Genomic DNA, 15,126 nt, shown 5'->3' with positions numbered 1-15,126 from the left:
TATCAAGGCAATACAGATTACTAACCAAGAAAGTGTAGCAAATGTAGCGATGTAATTTGTTATGTAAATTCTGACTGTAATCGGGGTTTGAACGATGCTAAAATCACCAAAATTCAGCTTTCTTTAAATAATTTCTATGACCCATCATCATATAGAAAAAGAAAAATATGAGCCTACTTTAGATCAAGTGCTTTATTCAAATTCATTAACTTTAACTACTTATGACTTAATTGAAGCTCCTATTTTTATCAAAGATAAATTGGGCCGTTATCTTTGGGCAAATGCTTTTTTTATCAGCCGTTCAGCGGGCTATAGTTCACTTGGAGAAATCACTAATAAAACTGATACTGATTTTTCTTGGCATGAGTATGCTACACAACTACGTAACAATGATAGGTCGGTGATAGAAGCCAGGCAGAGCCAAAGCCATTACGAGCAAATTATTCGACACGATGGAACTTACGTTAATATCCTTACTAAAAAATCTCCTCTTGTTGACAGTTCTAGCGAATTAATAGGATTAATCGGATTCAGTATTGCATTACCACAATTGCATGGTATTGCTGCTTTAAGTGCTCGCGAAAGAGAATGCCTTTATTATTTGTCTAAAGGATTTACTGATAAAAAAATTGCGAAACAATTAATTATTTCACCTCGAACAGTAGAAACTCATCTTGGTAATGCGAAATACAAACTAGGGGTCAGCACCAGAGCAGAATTAATAGCGACTTTTTCCCGCGTCTATCCGTCATTTTCCGGATAAAAATTCAAAATCCTAGTGATTATACTACCGCTGAATTAATTAAAAGGACTATAACAATGCTATCAAAAAAATTTAAAAATCAACGTGACTCAATTCTTGAATTGACGCTTTTGCCTAATAATCAGCTTGAGGGCTATTTTACAACAGCAGTAGCTTCCAAAGAATGTCAGCAAATTATTGGCCAAAGGCAACTCATTACTGGACTATGGACAGGGAATACACTGACATTTAGTGTTGTTTATGAGCAATGTGGCTCAATTTATAGTGTGGTTGGTAATTTTGATCAAGAAAAAAATCACATCGATGTGATTGGATTAATCAATCATCAATCAGATGATGCGACAGGAAAAGATTGCGGTTCTCGCTATATTACTCATGATACTTATAACAGCATAAATTAATTACTGGATAGAAGAAGAATTAATAAGAAACTTCAATTATAGGCAGGTGATTATCGCCGCACTTCTCAATGTTGTTTATAACATCTCAAAACGGAAAGCCTGATAAGAAGGTGATTCATATGGATGAGCCTTCTTTAAGGCTGCAACAGCAGCTTTGATTTGCTCTTCAGTACAGATAATTTCTACTTTATATTCAGGTACTCTTTCAAGCTGATTGATTTCTCCAATAAAAGCATGGCTGCCAGGTAATGGCATAAATTGCCCCTCACCCAATGTTTGCCAAGCACAATGTTGATAATGATCAACACTTCCTGCGCCTGTAGCAAAAATAGCATTTTTAACAATTTCTAAATGTGTTTCTGGAACACAAAAACAAAGCATGTACATGATATCACCTATGGGGAAATTAATTCTGATTTCCAAGAATCTTCTATCTTCGTATAGCGAATTACTTCAGAAAAAGAAATAGAGCCGACCGTGTAGAAAATCCATGTTTTTGGGATAAAGCGAAAACCGAAATAATACTCGCTCATAGGGATAGGAAGTCCTGCAAATTGATCACTCAATTCTTTTTTCCTGGTTTCCAATTGGTTTAAATCTTTAATGACAAGTCCTGAAGTAGGAGCATAAGCAGAGAATCTCAATTGGCGTTCACGAGGAAGAGTACTCCAAAAAGCTTCATTTTCTTCTTGAGAAATTGGTATTGCTGTACCTTCTAAAATAACTTGTCGGTTCTGCATCGCAAATAAAAAATTTAAACAGGATTTAGGGTTATTTAATAATTCAGCAACCTTGCGTGTTTTTTGCTGCGTAAAAAATAAAAGACTCTCTGTTTCAATTTCCCGAATGGCAACCACTCGACTATGAGGTTCACCAGAGCTGCTACAAGTACTTAAAACAGCACAGGCAGGGTCCTCAATTCCTCTTTCTTTTTCCTTGTTCAACCATTCTTTTAGCATGTTAAAGGGCATGAGTTTCTCCTGTAAATTGGTGTGATAAAGTTAAAAGTATTAAACAACTCATGTTGGCACTTTGCATGCGCGTGGATTCACTTCCACCATCGTTTTTGAACCTGATTTTACAATACGTATTTGATTGTGCTCCACTAATAATTCAACCGCTTGGTCGCGTTTTATTTTATCTCGCAATGGACTTAATTGTTGAATAGTTCGTAAGGTTGTTGAACTAATATTTTTTTCAATAAACCAGTCCATAAGTTTTAGGGCATCGGAAAACTGCAAAGAAACGGTTTCAGTAGGCATAATTCGTCGTGCTTCTTGCAAATGCCAACTAATTATTTCAATGGCATTTTCAGTATGCTCTACACTAATATCCCCATGGCGTCCTTCAAAGAGATGAAAAAGTGCTGCAAGCCGCGCTGTATTTTCAGCCGCTTTTGACGCGAAGTCAACGACATCGACCCACTGGCCTTGAGGTTTTAACCCAGCTTCTACAGCATTAAAAAATAAAATCCATTGTTGTTTTGCTGCAACACTCATTTTCAACAATGGAAGTTGAATACAACCTTGATGGCTTAATTGTTCTGACTGGTTTAAGCAGGCAGTGACACGTTGCTCATAATGGGTTAGAGAATGTAAAGAGGCAGGCGGCTCTTGGTAAAATCGATTTCCCATGCTGTTGGCAGGATAAGCCATCAGGCAACGAGCTAAAAACCCGCTTTGTCGACTAATACCTGATGCTTTCTTGGTAAGTTGTTGTAATATAAGTGGTTGCATCATCAAGTTAAGTGTTAAACGTCGATTTTCAATGGTAAATCCTTGCGTTGTTTTACGATGAGCCGTAAACGTCTTGCCGTCCCACAAACGATTAAGCAAAGCTACAAAACGAGTCGGATTGCCTTGCATGCTATGGCTACCTAAGATGATGCCTGCCTCATCAGACCATAAGGATGCAGAAGGCCAGCCTTGGGCCAAATGAATAGCCAGTGCTTCTTGGGTAGCATCTTCAAAATAAAGAGTAGGTTGCAAAGGAATTTCCGGTTCTTGATGAATTAATTCATCGAGCATTTCTTTGGCATAATCAGAATCTTCTCCCGTATAAGTTGCACGTTTGATTTGGGAGAATAAACTGTCTTTTTCCATTTGCCATACTTGGTGTTGCGTTAGCGCTGATAACACTTCAGGTTCACGCCTTTTACGAATAAGTGTCTCCCAGTGACGCGCTGCTTTCGAAAAAACATTGTCTGCAGCAGTTTTTCGAGTACCAGAGCCGCTGGCAATTAAAAAATAAAGCGATACAGGACTAATTAAATAGTTGTCTCGTGCTACATTGGCAAGAGATTGGCATGATAGAGACATATTAGCCAAGGCGCTGCATGCAATTAAAGGTAGCGGTTGCTGTCCATATTGTTGATAGTCCACTACGGCTTTTCTAACAATTAAGGGAAGTGCCTCAACTGGATAAGGACAGTCAGGGGCTAAGATTGGAGAAAGCGGGATAGGTTGTCCCCATACGAAGCTTTGATGTGACTTATTTCTGATCTCTAATTCATTTTGTTCGATAGTCATTATTTTAAGGATTGTATTTTGTAATAGACTTTTATTTTACCCTAGCTTCAATATCATGCAAAATGAGAGGACTGAAAAGCTCTGTAGCTAAGAAAATAGAAGATCAAATACAAGAAGTAAATTCTTATTGCTAAATTATTGGGGCAACTACTAATTAATTTTTAGTAGTTGCCGTATAAACCAGCATTATGCTAATAACAGCCAACATTCTGTAAGCAGTTCTGTCTCAGAAACTTCATGATCAAAGTTGTAATAGCAAAAAATACAGGGCAAATCACCCAGCTGTTCATCGGAGCTTGGCAACCAATCACGATATAAACTATAAACGGTATCACTAATAGTATCTCGTGTTCCTTTATGCGTTGCTACAGCATAACGTCCTGCAGGTAAACGTCTTTCAACGATATTACCCTCAAGTTTTATTTGTTCTGGTACAGTAATCGCTAAGTCAAAACGAAAATCGGAAGGCTCTGTTGTCTTAGGATCGTCGTAAGCAAAACCAAACGCTTCTCCTGCTTTTGGCTTTAAGTTAATTGATTGAGATTTTGCCCAATCAATTAGCTGGTTAACACTTTCACCTAATTTTTCAGGCGTACCTCGATGTTCAATAATCGCTAAACGTCTAGCAGGTATTTCTTTAATCAATACATTCATAATATTACCCTGGTTTGGCAATAAATACGGTGGACGCTCCCAAAAACTCCAATTTGAATGCAGCCTAAACTCACTAGGACTCAGTCCACAGCTTTGTTTAAATACACGAGTAAATGCTTCATGAGATTCAAATCCCGCACTTATTGCAATTTCAATAATGGTTTTATTCCTATCTACGATTAATTGATGGGCTGCTCGTTTTAAACGAAGCCACCGAATATATTGTTGTAGTGATAAACCCGTATAAGCAGTAAATAAACGATGAAAATGATATTTTGAAAAGCAGGCAATATAACTCAATTGAGTCAAATCAAGCTTTTCATCAAGATGTTTGCCGATAAACTCAATTACTTTTTCTAATTGTTGCTTGTAATTCATGCTTTCCTCAATTTAAAACCATCAAACTATTTACACAAACCATGTTATCTTATTTATGTAGATATACTTTGACCATTTTTGCTAATTTTAATGCTGTTTCAATTGATGTAGCCAAACTCAGAAGCAACACTAAAAGCGATTCATGTTAAGAGCAAGAAACAAGCTCAAATAAACCTTATCAGGCATTGAGCAAATAAAAAATGACGATAAAATGTAAGAGTCGCAGAAATTCAAACCCACCCCATTTTCAATTTTTATAACTATTCTAATAACAAGATGAGTATATTGGGGCTATAGATAAGAAGATACTATGAGTGTATTAAAATTTATTATTCAAAGAGCAATCCCGTACCGTTGGTATTTGTTCGGCATTTTTGCTGCTATGTGTCTTATCACTATTGATAACACATTAAAGCCTTTTTTGGTCAAACAACTTATCGATACGGTTTCTGGAAGACAAAACACAAATCTATGGCTTATTGCTGGATTCTATGGATTTTTGCAAATAATGCTGGTCAGCAGCTGGACTCTTAGTGATTATTGTTTGACCCGTTACGTTGCCAAATTTAGGCTGGATGTCGCTGAACATTTTATGAAACGTCTCTATGATTATCCTTATAGTTTTTTCCAGAATCAATTGTCAGGAAGCTTAACTTCCAAACTAAATGATGTATTTCAGCATTTGCCCCATCTTATTTTTACTCTCATTAATCCGTTTTGCTATTTTCTGATACTCATTTCTATTTCTCTTGTGTTGCTCTTTTTTGTTGCCCCAGTTTTTGCGGTGATATTAACTCTCTGGGTGCTTTTATTTTTTTTAATCACCTTTTTTTCATTGCGACAAAGCATCATTTTGAATAAGGAATATTCTGAAGAAAAAGCAAATATTATTGGTCTTTGCGCAGATTATCTAAGTAATATGCTAAGCGTTAAAACTTTTACGACCAAGCAATATGAGCTCGGTCGTTTTGAACGTTTAAAGAAGCCTTTTATTGCTATTGCTGAACGTGGCGGCTTTTATCATACCTGGCTTTATGCCATTTTAGGTCTTTTTACTTCAATTTATGCCTTTGGATTTATTGTATTTTTGATTCTCGGTTACCAAAAAGACAGCTTAAGCCCAGGAGATTTTGCGCTGGTTGTAATGCTTAACTTCAATATTATTAATACAGTCTTTGAACTATCACATAAATTAAGAGACTTTGTTGTTGATTGGGGTGCCGTCACTCAAGCATTAGCAATGCTTGAGGAAATGCCCCAGAAACTAGACAAGAAAAATGCAAAAAACCTTGTCGTTAATCAGGGCCAAATTGTCTTTGATAAGGTTAAGTTCAATTATCATGGGGGATATTCACTTTTTCAGAATAAATCGGTTGTCATTGAAGCAGGGCAGAGAGTGGGTTTGGTGGGTTATTCTGGTGGAGGTAAATCGACCTTTGTGAATCTAATCTTACGACTTTATGATGTAGTTGATGGTCAAATTCTAATCGATGACCAAGACATTCAATCTATTACCCAAGATAGCTTACGTCAAGCGATTGCTATGATTCCCCAAGACCCAATGCTTTTTCATCGAAGCCTGATGGATAACATTCGTTATGGCAGGACAGGAGCTTCGGATGAGGAAATCATTTTAGCCTCTCAGAAAGCTCATGCCCATGAATTCATTAGCAAGTTACCTCATGGTTATGATGCTTTGGTTGGAGAGCGCGGAGTTAAGCTTTCAGGCGGTCAGCGCCAGCGTATTGCCATTGCTCGTGCCATTTTAAAAAATGCGCCTATTTTAATCCTGGATGAGGCCACGTCTCAGCTGGATTCCATTACAGAATCCAACATTCAAGACAGTCTTTGGGAGTTGATGCAGGGAAAAACAACCTTGGTCGTTGCTCATCGCCTATCTACTTTGTTGCATATGGACCGAATTTTAGTATTTGATAAAGGACATATTATCGAAGACGGTACACATACAGAGCTATTGATGCTTGGTGGTTTGTACAAAATCCTGTGGGATGCTCAGGTTGGCGGCTTTTTACCAGATAAAAACCCTTCGGATCAACTCAATTAATACTTAGAACAGTCCTAAGTCAGAAGGCTTTTGCTCTCCTTCTTGCTGTCCTATAGTAGCGACTGTCGTCTGCTCCTGTACACGTTGGTTCATTTCTTGAGTTGGATTTTCTTTTACGCGCTTATCAAGAGGTAATTCTTCTCGTATTGATAACCATTGCCTAATAGCACTTAAATCGCCAACGATAGGCTCTGCAATTTCTCGAAAAACAGCGGGTCCATTTTCACTATTGGTGAGACAAACAACCGCTTCATCGGTAGTAAGATTAATCGCTGCTAAATTGCGTCCAGTTCCATTGTCACCCCAATGAAATGCGATACGGGTTCCATCGGTATTTTTCTGAATACCAATGCCTAGACCCCAAGAGATTTGATCTAAAATATCAGTAGAAACTCCCTGGCTCATTGCTTTAGTATCTTTATCTCTTAATGATGAAACAATAGGTTTGAACATTTCCCACCTAACATAGGGATCGTTAACACAGGCTTTTAAAAATTTTGCATAATCAGAAGTTGTTGTATACAAAGAGCCTGCCGGGTGAACCATATAAAATTTTTGCTTAAGATTTACTGAACCATCTTTATCATGACCTATTGCTATTGTTGCAGCATGTGCTGGGGGATGACCAAAAATAGTAGTCACAAGGGGTAATTCCCTTGCTTCAACCGGTATGGGTTTTGACCAAAAAAATGGTGGTATTTGAGCAAAGCGGGCTTTGATTTCTTTTAGACTTTTTTCTTCAACTTGGCTGGAGTTTTTTTCAGTAATTTGTACGCTGCCGTCTACTGCTCTTTCAGCAACAAATAATTTATCCTTATGAAGGATAATACTTAATTGACCATGTACATCTAAAGTATCTTTTAATAATTTTTTAATGCGTTCAGGCGTTGGCTCTTCCTCTTCATCTGACAGTTTAATAAGACTGCAACCCGTTGGTGGCATGAAGCTACTATCGGTCATACCTATATTAGCGAATTCTTCTTGGGCTAAAGCTTCCAGTGATTTTGAAGTAATGTGTTCCACAATTTCACCTAAAAATTGATAAGCCACACCTGAATAATCAAATTGTTTTCCTACTTCAGAAACATACTTTAGAGATTCTGGGGATGAAAATTCATTAGGTAACCCTGCTTGATGAGATAGGATCATACGAGCGGTTAATTTTTTATAATTTTTATCAGCTCGCATCTCCAGAGGACCAAAATCACCGTACTCATGAAGTGGTTTATCTAAATCAATGAGACCTTTTTGCGCTAGTTTCAATACAATATAAGCAAATACAGGCTTACTCAATGAAGCGGCTTCAAAAACAGTTGAACTAGTAACTTCTTCTGGTTTGTTGACATTAGTCACACCCACCTCTTGCGTAGTAACAACTCCGCGGTCAGAAATAATTGCTGTAGCAATACTTGGGATATTAGTTCTTTTTTGCAACTCACCTAAGGAGCTTGTTAGCTCTTTAGATGGATTGGGTCTTGGAAATGGATTTATGCCCCAATTATTCGTTTTACCACATAGCTCATCAAGAGTTCTAGCAAAACCCCATTTGGGGAAAAAATAGTGTGAAGCCAGTTCTATTTGAATTGTCGAAGGGATAATGTGTTCCGCAAGAATATGTCCATTATGCGAATTAGCAAAGAATACCACGGCACTCTTATCTTTTAAATTGACTGCAACCCATGCTCTACAATCATTCATGTCGCCTGAGTGGTAAGCCGTAACAACATCCTCCTTTTCATTGGTTTGTAGCCCCCAACCTAAGCCCCATGCGACATGACTTAAAATGAGCTCGGGTATCTTGTCTCTAGCAATTCCGATCGCTCCAGCTAAACCTCTATCGTGCGTCATGAAGGCATGCGGAACAAAAGGATTTTCAATGGAGTTGTCATGGCTTAGATGTTTGACAAACTTTGCATAATCTGTTGCTGTAGTTCGTAGTGTATTGGCGGCACATGGTTTGGGTTCTTTACATCCATATTGCGAGATTACAGCTTCTATCAACTCCAAATTGTTTGAAAGTTTACCTTTATCAGGTAACTGTCTAAGAATTCCTGGAACTACTCTTTCCGGAAAAGAGCGATTGACTATTTTTCCATTCTCTAACCAATAGGCTGTTAGTTGCTCATCTTCTTTTAGTATGACAATCTGACCAGGCTTCATTTCATCAAACAAGGGTTCTTTTTCAGCATGCAAAAGCAAGTGATAGGCCTTTGGTGGCTCATAAGTGCTATGAGTCATGTCACAATGATCAAACACATGGTTTTTGGCCAATGTTTCTAGATTTGCTTCAGTCAATTTTTCAATCACTTGATGTAAGTACACAATACCAACATTTGAATATCCATGCATTTTTTCTTTAGAATCTTTTTCTTTAGGATTAGGAATGAACTGAAACTTCATTTCACCATGAGCAAGGCCTGTTGTATGTGATAACACCATCCTTGCAGTAAGTGCTTGGGCACAGACAACAGCAGATGTGTTAGACATATCAAATTTCATTCCATCTATCTCAAATTCTTCTAACGGCAAGATATGAAAAAGAGGGGTATCTAAATCAAATTGACTCAGGTTGAATTTATCTAAATTAAATTTACCTGTCCCTTTCTCTGCTTGATTCGTCGCATTTGACTGAATCAACTTTTGCACTAAATAAGCAAATACGGGTTTGCTTAGCGAGGCTGCTCCAAAAACGGTTTCTGGTTTCACTCTCGTAGGTGGTGTAAGACCTGTTAGAGTAGTTATTAATTCAGACTCTTGAGGATCGGCCAATTTATAGGTATCAGTACAACTTTTTCGTAACTTTTGATATGAGGATTGATTACTTTCATTTAACTGTATTTGATGAACGCTTTGTGTCGTTTGATTTACATAATAAAGTTTGTCGTCAAATAAAACTACAGCATCTTTAGTTCCTAATCCCAGCTTATTAAAGGGACACTTGAGTGGATCAACTGGTATTGCAAAAAGACCGCAACCCTCTGTAAGGCCTTGTTCTTGAGTAGATATGATTCCATCACTGCTTATGAAGGCAATAGAAACTCCTGGAATCTGTGCTTTAGACATGACGTCCAGCAAAAGTAATTCTGCCATTTTTGCATAAGACATAAAATTGCTCAAAATACAAACTAGTGATTTAATTATACCTGATGCCGTAAAATTTATTCTCAATCAGCATTTTTTTACGAATTTTTTAACATTGGCGGATGCTCAGGTTGGCGGCTTTTTACCGAACAGAATCCCCCTAGATGGATTAAGTTGATATTTAATTAAGATTGGATCGGTAAAAATAGCACCGATCCAAATTTACATCTATTGTTTACATTTTGTAGGCATCTAAGATACTTTTAAGCCAAGTCTTTGCCTCTAGACTGACCTTGTCATCATTCAAAGCAATGTCACAAACATCATATTTTCGTGAAATTTCTTCACCATACATATCATCTAAGGCCTTATTCCAAAGCATTAGTACAGTGGAAGCTGAAGTTTTTCCTACTTGTTCAAGAATGCCATAAAGTCTATCCTTCCAATAAGCATCTAAAGCTTTTTCTAACCATGCCATGATCTCTGATGTTAATCCAATGTCGTCAAGACCTTTTCCTTCTCCAAATCCTTTTTCCCATTTTTTGGTTCTTAGATGAGCATATTTTTTACCGTATACGCTGTTAACCCATTCCATGTAGTTTTTTCCTGTTTGGATACCTATAGTGGAATCAGGATCGTGTTTCACGTTTTGTTTCAGTTCATCTAAGAGTTGATGCCATTGTTTTTCAAACTCAGCCTTATTATTTGTTTTCATTTCCTTTTCAAATGCTACATATTGTTTTAATTCATCAGGAGTGAATATTTCCTTAACCCAATCATGTTCAAGATGTTCTGCCATTTTATATACCTCAATCAGCTGAATAATGGTTTCCCATGGAATGGATTGATTGATATCAACAGAGTTAATAATGCTTCTTAAGGTTTTAGCTCCGGAAGTACATGCCGCTGCTTTTTGTTCTAACACTTGAGCTTGGGCCTCAAAATGGTTTAGCGCATGACGTTCTTCAGAGAGCAAGGTTTTGATTTGTGACAACTCAAAACCAAAAAACTTTAAAGCAATAATCTGTTGTAATTTCAATAAATCCTTCTCGGAGTAAATACGATACCCATTGGACTGTCGCAATGAAGGTTTAAGTAAACCAATGCGGTCATAATGATGCAATGTTTGCACCGAAACACCGGTCAATTTGCTTAAGTCTTTTACGAACCATTGAGTCATAGTATTACCTCCTTAGGAACAAAGGTAAGATATATAGTAACAATAGGGTCAAGCGGTTTTTTCATAAAATGGATGTTTATTTTTTTATACCTAACGTTTCAAGGACAAATCGGCAACGCTCTTCAATCGCATTATTAGGCACAAGCACAATTTCAAAACCAAACTCTTTGTATACCTCTATGTGAATTTGCTCAAAAATAAGGGCATCTTCATAACTGATTTTGCGAGCGGAGGTTGGTTCAATAAACCCCAAGTTCTCAAAAAAGAATACTTTGCGTTGATAGATACCCGCTTTTAGGCAGCGGTCAACTTCAGCTAATAAAACAGGTGAGGGTGTAAAATCACGATGATGCCAATGAGCGGAATAACGTCCCAATGCATAAGCACAAAATGGTGATCGATCATAAAATTGTAACTCACCTTTAGCATTCAATTGCCTTAATTTTTGTGTTAAGGCAATCTTATCTACAAAATCAGCCTGCTCCCATGGGCGCATAGTTCCCTTTGCCTGCTCTTCTGCAATGACATCCGTTGCAGATTCAGGAATCACTACATGCCCTAATCTTTTCAATGCCAAAATAACAGAAGTTTTTCCACTGCCTGGGGTGCCAGTGAAGATAAAACGATTTGCTTGTTCTAATCTATTCATTTAATTCAAATCTTTTTTGGATCTCACCGTTTATCTCAATGTTTTCAAGGAACATCTTAAGAGGTCGAACCCATAGTTTAAAATCACCGTAAAGCGCTCTGTACACCACCATATCTTCCAAGCTTTCCGAATGCCTGGCGATATCAATTACTTCATACAAATTACCTTTATAATGACGGTATATTCCTTTTTTTATAAAACTCATAGTACCTTCTTCATATAATAACGCTTATGACCTTTAGGGCAGTCATCCAGAACTCCAAACTCTTCGTAACCATATTTGAGATAAAAATCTTTTGCTTGAAAATCAAAGGTATCGAGGTGAATTAAAGTAACTCCTAATTCTTTAGCTTTTTCCTCAACTTTATTGAGTAAAATGGTACCCAAACCTTGGTGGCGATATTTTTCCTCAACAAAAAAGACACTGATGTACAGGATCTTCCATGTATAAACCTCCGAACAAATACCCGCTATTATTTCATCACCATTCTTGATCGTAACATTTATATCAATTACTTCAGGTTTTTGTGTGGAAGGGACGCACGATGTATTAAACTCAAACAACTTTTGATCTACAATTTTAAATGAATCTTTTGCATTGAACTCCAATTTATAGTTTGTATTTGGTACATACACATCGTGGCTATCAGTTGTTTTTTTAATTACGGCATCACTTTCTGCATGCAAATTGGTTAATTTTTTAGTAAACCACAAAATTAAATCATCATCCAAAGGATATGTTTCCCCAGGAATGGTTGGTTTATAACTATAAGTTACCCCTAAACCATCAGGAATATAACCACGGGTAACATAAAGTCGTTGAGCTTGTCCATATCCTCCATCGGAACCACCATATAACCCAACACCAATACCTACAACATCACACTGACTTGCTGCCTTGTCTTCAGCAACAGTGAGTAAAGCACTGCCTATTCCGAGCTTGCGAAAAGCAGGCAATACATTTAAGTCCATAATTTCTGGGATTTCTTTATGAGCAAAGGGTTCATAGTGTGAGGCCCATTTTAGAGTAACATAGCCCGCAATTTGGTCTTGAACATAGGCTACCCAAACTACTCGCTCAGATTGTTGTTGTTCTTGATGATACCCTTCAAACAAGACGTAAGGTTTTTGCCAATTTGCTTTTTGAAACGCATCGACCAAAACGGGGATATCAGATAATTCCATTAGCTTAATGGCAATTGACCGTTGGTTTTCTGCTAAAGGTTCAAGCTGTTTTATCATGTACACCATATTCCACTCATACCCTGCAGGTTTTAAATCAAAAAGAGCGTTAAAACCAACTGACTGATAAAATCGGTAGGTTTTAAGGTAATTCTCTTCCAATTCAGAGGGGCTAAGTGTTTCAACGGTTATGGTTTTAGCTCCTTGTGTTGCAGCAAAATGGCAAGCCGCTTCGATTAATTGCTTTCCTACACCTTGACGATGATAATCACGTTTTACAGCCATCCAGTAAATATTGGCATTATTAGGATAAGGAAAATCAATAGAAACGAGGCCCATAGTGTCATCTCCATCTTTCGCCGCAAAATTAGTGCGTGTGTTTACACCTATTGCGTAGTGCTCGTTCGCTTCTGGTAAACCAAAGTATTCTGGCAAATCCTTTGTAATGGTTCGACATAAGGTTTGAGCCCAATCTCCCGTTATTTTTTCGATTTGAATCATAGTATTTTCCCTACCGCAGTATCTCTCGCATCACCTTCATAGCCATCTGGATCATCAAATGGCATGTCGATATAACCATTATTTCTATAAAATCTTAGAGCATCCGGTGAGGACTCCACGTGCAAGCTTTGATATCCTTGGTTTTTGAGCCACTTTTCACATAACGCCAAGAATTGGCTACCGTATTGATGGGTTCTTTTTTCCTCATCAATCACAATGATACGCAAAGCGGCTCTCTGATGAGGCCATAATTGCAGATGGGCATAACCAATGATGTCGCTTCCTTGAGATAAAACAAAATGAACATGAGCATCATGCTCAAAAGTCCAAGTGTAAGGGTCAGAAAGCCCAGCTTTATCAAAAAAATAGAATTGTCTGAAATGACGTACTTTATCCCATTCTCGCGGCGTTAATGCCTTCACCACTCTTAATCCATTAAACCCTGCTTTTTTATCAATTGTTGCAATAAAATCTTCTTTGCCCAAACAATAGGCAGTAATGTCATAGGGATATTGATGGGCCAACTCTTGTTTTAAACGAGCATAAGCTTCTCTATCTTCTGGATGTGCTCTCATCCAGTCCCTAAATTTTAAATGCCGCTCGATTTCGGAATTTCCAAACTCAAAAATATGAGCATGATGTGTTCGTAGACTTTCTCCCTTTTGGAAATAGCGGCGAAAAGGAATACCGTATTCTCCTTTGGCTTCATAGCCAAGTGCCTGCATAGCAGCATTGGCACTGTCCACTTTGCTAATATCTAAAACAACTGGAATCATATCGATTACTGGTTTTGCAGCCAAACCTGGTACTGATGTGGAACCGATATGATGAATTTCAATGCAATTACTGCCTAATGCTTTTTTAATTCGCTTTGCTTCCTGTTCAAATTGCATAGGCCAATTAGCATTATAAGGAACTACTTCGATGAGTCTTTGTTCTTGGTTGACTTCCATCATTTATTCTCTCTCTTGAATATGCTGAACTATTTCACCCACAAATGCAGTGACTTCTTGATAGGTTTCTTCGGTCAAGATATCGCTTGCATGATTTAGTTCAGCTTTAGTTAATGCTCGTTGAATTAAAACTCGCCATTTTGGGAATTGATTTTTAGCCCAAGTTCCAGCTTTTAACTTAGAGCCTTGTTCCTGATGTTGGAGCACATACAAAGCCCGGCATAGAGTTAATACAACATAATATTGGTACCCTAAAGAATTTTTGGTATGAGTAACCCAATCTTGCCACTCAATGGCCTGTTTTTTGACATGCTCTATAAACTCACTATTTGATACAGGAGCAATAATCGACTTTGCTGATGGACCATATAGAATGAGGCTATCTCTTTGCAACAAATAATAATTAATAAGCCAGTCAGTCCCCGCCTGTTTGAGGTGAAACGGTTCCCCTGGGCTAATGACAGCAATTTGACCTGGCTCTGTCTTAAAATGTTGTAACATTTTATAAGATGCATAAGCTACTTCAATTCGGTCATTCCAAGCTGGAAAATGCTGAACCAGATTGGCATGCAAATCATCTAAAGCCGCGAATTCTTCTGGTGTCATTTCTTTGTTTAATGCCACAAGAACATCAATGTCGCTGGTTGTTTCATCAAAATCACCCCAAACAAATGAACCATACACATAAACGCCCAGCAAATGTTCCTTTAAAATTGATTGCAAACCGGATAGTAAGTCATTAAGTAAATGATGCACTACCCTAAACTCTGTATGTGGTTTATTCATTTGCT

At 37.6% G+C, this 15,126-nt stretch carries 14 protein-coding genes; 3 read left to right on the top strand and 11 right to left on the bottom strand.

The window, feature by feature from the left end; all coding sequences use genetic code 11:
- Window positions 1-136: 136 nt before the first annotated feature.
- Together LOX96_RS08330 and LOX96_RS08325 are read left to right on the top strand one after the other, a co-directional pair.
- On the top strand, window positions 137-763 hold the full coding sequence (locus LOX96_RS08330; RefSeq protein ID WP_058478615.1) for a PAS and helix-turn-helix domain-containing protein: 627 nt from the start codon (window positions 137-139) through the stop codon (window positions 761-763).
- A gap of 56 nt (window positions 764-819) precedes the next feature.
- Window positions 820-1,164, top strand: a complete 345-nt coding sequence (locus LOX96_RS08325; protein ID WP_058478614.1) for an avidin/streptavidin family protein — start codon at window positions 820-822, stop codon at window positions 1,162-1,164.
- A 75-nt stretch (window positions 1,165-1,239) separates the two neighbouring features.
- Here the strand turns inward: LOX96_RS08325 and LOX96_RS08320 are convergent, their stop codons facing one another.
- From LOX96_RS08320 to LOX96_RS08305, 4 genes are all read right to left on the bottom strand, one after another.
- Window positions 1,240-1,551 carry a YqfO family protein gene (locus LOX96_RS08320; RefSeq protein WP_058478613.1) on the bottom strand — a complete coding sequence of 104 codons (312 nt, stop codon included), beginning with the start codon at window positions 1,549-1,551 and terminating at the stop codon, window positions 1,240-1,242.
- An 8-nt stretch (window positions 1,552-1,559) separates the two neighbouring features.
- Entirely contained in the window at window positions 1,560-2,135 is a 576-nt protein-coding gene (locus LOX96_RS08315) for a pyridoxine/pyridoxamine 5'-phosphate oxidase (protein WP_058478612.1), read from the bottom strand.
- Window positions 2,136-2,183: 48 nt separating this feature from the next.
- On the bottom strand, window positions 2,184-3,692 hold the full coding sequence (locus LOX96_RS08310) for a YfjI family protein (protein WP_058478611.1): 1,509 nt from the start codon (window positions 3,690-3,692) through the stop codon (window positions 2,184-2,186).
- A 186-nt stretch (window positions 3,693-3,878) separates the two neighbouring features.
- Entirely contained in the window at window positions 3,879-4,724 is an 846-nt protein-coding gene (locus tag LOX96_RS08305) for an AraC family transcriptional regulator (RefSeq protein WP_058478610.1), read from the bottom strand.
- 310 nt (window positions 4,725-5,034) lie between these two features.
- Between LOX96_RS08305 and LOX96_RS08300 the strand changes: the two genes are divergently transcribed.
- Entirely contained in the window at window positions 5,035-6,789 is a 1,755-nt protein-coding gene (locus LOX96_RS08300; protein WP_058478609.1) for an ABC transporter ATP-binding protein, read from the top strand.
- A gap of 3 nt (window positions 6,790-6,792) precedes the next feature.
- Here the strand turns inward: LOX96_RS08300 and LOX96_RS08295 are convergent, their stop codons facing one another.
- The 7 genes from LOX96_RS08295 to LOX96_RS08265 all read right to left on the bottom strand — a co-directional run bounded on the left by LOX96_RS08295 (window position 6,793) and on the right by LOX96_RS08265 (window position 15,121).
- Window positions 6,793-9,894 (bottom strand): serine hydrolase domain-containing protein, encoded by a 3,102-nt coding sequence (locus LOX96_RS08295; RefSeq protein WP_058478608.1) that lies wholly within the window; start codon window positions 9,892-9,894, stop codon window positions 6,793-6,795.
- Window positions 9,895-10,105: 211 nt separating this feature from the next.
- Window positions 10,106-11,050 (bottom strand): MerR family transcriptional regulator, encoded by a 945-nt coding sequence (locus tag LOX96_RS08290; RefSeq protein WP_058478607.1) that lies wholly within the window; start codon window positions 11,048-11,050, stop codon window positions 10,106-10,108.
- Window positions 11,051-11,126: 76 nt separating this feature from the next.
- The gene (locus tag LOX96_RS08285) at window positions 11,127-11,699 is read right to left on the bottom strand and encodes an AAA family ATPase (protein WP_058478606.1); all 573 of its coding nucleotides are present in this window, start codon (window positions 11,697-11,699) and stop codon (window positions 11,127-11,129) included.
- A complete protein-coding gene (locus LOX96_RS08280; protein ID WP_058478605.1) occupies window positions 11,692-11,904 on the bottom strand; it encodes a DUF1653 domain-containing protein in 213 nt (70 codons plus the stop codon). Before LOX96_RS08280 ends, LOX96_RS08285 begins: the two co-directional genes overlap by 8 nt.
- A complete protein-coding gene (locus tag LOX96_RS08275) occupies window positions 11,901-13,382 on the bottom strand; it encodes a GNAT family N-acetyltransferase (RefSeq protein WP_058478604.1) in 1,482 nt (493 codons plus the stop codon). Before LOX96_RS08275 ends, LOX96_RS08280 begins: the two co-directional genes overlap by 4 nt.
- Window positions 13,379-14,335, bottom strand: a complete 957-nt coding sequence (locus tag LOX96_RS08270) for a bifunctional GrpB family protein/GNAT family N-acetyltransferase (protein ID WP_058478654.1) — start codon at window positions 14,333-14,335, stop codon at window positions 13,379-13,381. Before LOX96_RS08270 ends, LOX96_RS08275 begins: the two co-directional genes overlap by 4 nt.
- Before the next feature lie 3 nt (window positions 14,336-14,338).
- Window positions 14,339-15,121: a nucleotidyltransferase domain-containing protein gene (locus LOX96_RS08265; RefSeq protein WP_058478603.1), complete on the bottom strand. Its 783-nt coding sequence runs from the start codon at window positions 15,119-15,121 to the stop codon at window positions 14,339-14,341.
- Window positions 15,122-15,126: the final 5 nt, after the last annotated feature.

The organism is Legionella maioricensis (assembly GCF_023618015.1).
GTDB lineage: Bacteria > Pseudomonadota > Gammaproteobacteria > Legionellales > Legionellaceae > Legionella > Legionella maioricensis.
Note: the sequence above shows the minus strand (reverse complement) of the source record. Positions and strands in the feature narration are given on the sequence as shown.

Bases quoted from the DNA above. Each gene is read 5' to 3' on its own strand.
- LOX96_RS08330 (WP_058478615.1), top strand. From the start codon at position 137: ATGACCCATCATCATATAGAAAAAGAAAAATATGAGCCTACTTTAGAT.
- LOX96_RS08325 (WP_058478614.1), top strand. From the start codon at position 820: ATGCTATCAAAAAAATTTAAAAATCAACGTGACTCAATTCTTGAATTG.
- LOX96_RS08320 (WP_058478613.1), bottom strand. From the start codon at position 1,551: ATGTACATGCTTTGTTTTTGTGTTCCAGAAACACATTTAGAAATTGTT.
- LOX96_RS08315 (WP_058478612.1), bottom strand. From the start codon at position 2,135: ATGCCCTTTAACATGCTAAAAGAATGGTTGAACAAGGAAAAAGAAAGA.
- LOX96_RS08310 (WP_058478611.1), bottom strand. From the start codon at position 3,692: ATGACTATCGAACAAAATGAATTAGAGATCAGAAATAAGTCACATCAA.
- LOX96_RS08305 (WP_058478610.1), bottom strand. From the start codon at position 4,724: ATGAATTACAAGCAACAATTAGAAAAAGTAATTGAGTTTATCGGCAAA.
- LOX96_RS08300 (WP_058478609.1), top strand. From the start codon at position 5,035: ATGAGTGTATTAAAATTTATTATTCAAAGAGCAATCCCGTACCGTTGG.
- LOX96_RS08295 (WP_058478608.1), bottom strand. From the start codon at position 9,894: ATGTCTTATGCAAAAATGGCAGAATTACTTTTGCTGGACGTCATGTCT.
- LOX96_RS08290 (WP_058478607.1), bottom strand. From the start codon at position 11,050: ATGACTCAATGGTTCGTAAAAGACTTAAGCAAATTGACCGGTGTTTCG.
- LOX96_RS08285 (WP_058478606.1), bottom strand. From the start codon at position 11,699: ATGAATAGATTAGAACAAGCAAATCGTTTTATCTTCACTGGCACCCCA.
- LOX96_RS08280 (WP_058478605.1), bottom strand. From the start codon at position 11,904: ATGAGTTTTATAAAAAAAGGAATATACCGTCATTATAAAGGTAATTTG.
- LOX96_RS08275 (WP_058478604.1), bottom strand. From the start codon at position 13,382: ATGATTCAAATCGAAAAAATAACGGGAGATTGGGCTCAAACCTTATGT.
- LOX96_RS08270 (WP_058478654.1), bottom strand. From the start codon at position 14,335: ATGGAAGTCAACCAAGAACAAAGACTCATCGAAGTAGTTCCTTATAAT.
- LOX96_RS08265 (WP_058478603.1), bottom strand. From the start codon at position 15,121: ATGAATAAACCACATACAGAGTTTAGGGTAGTGCATCATTTACTTAAT.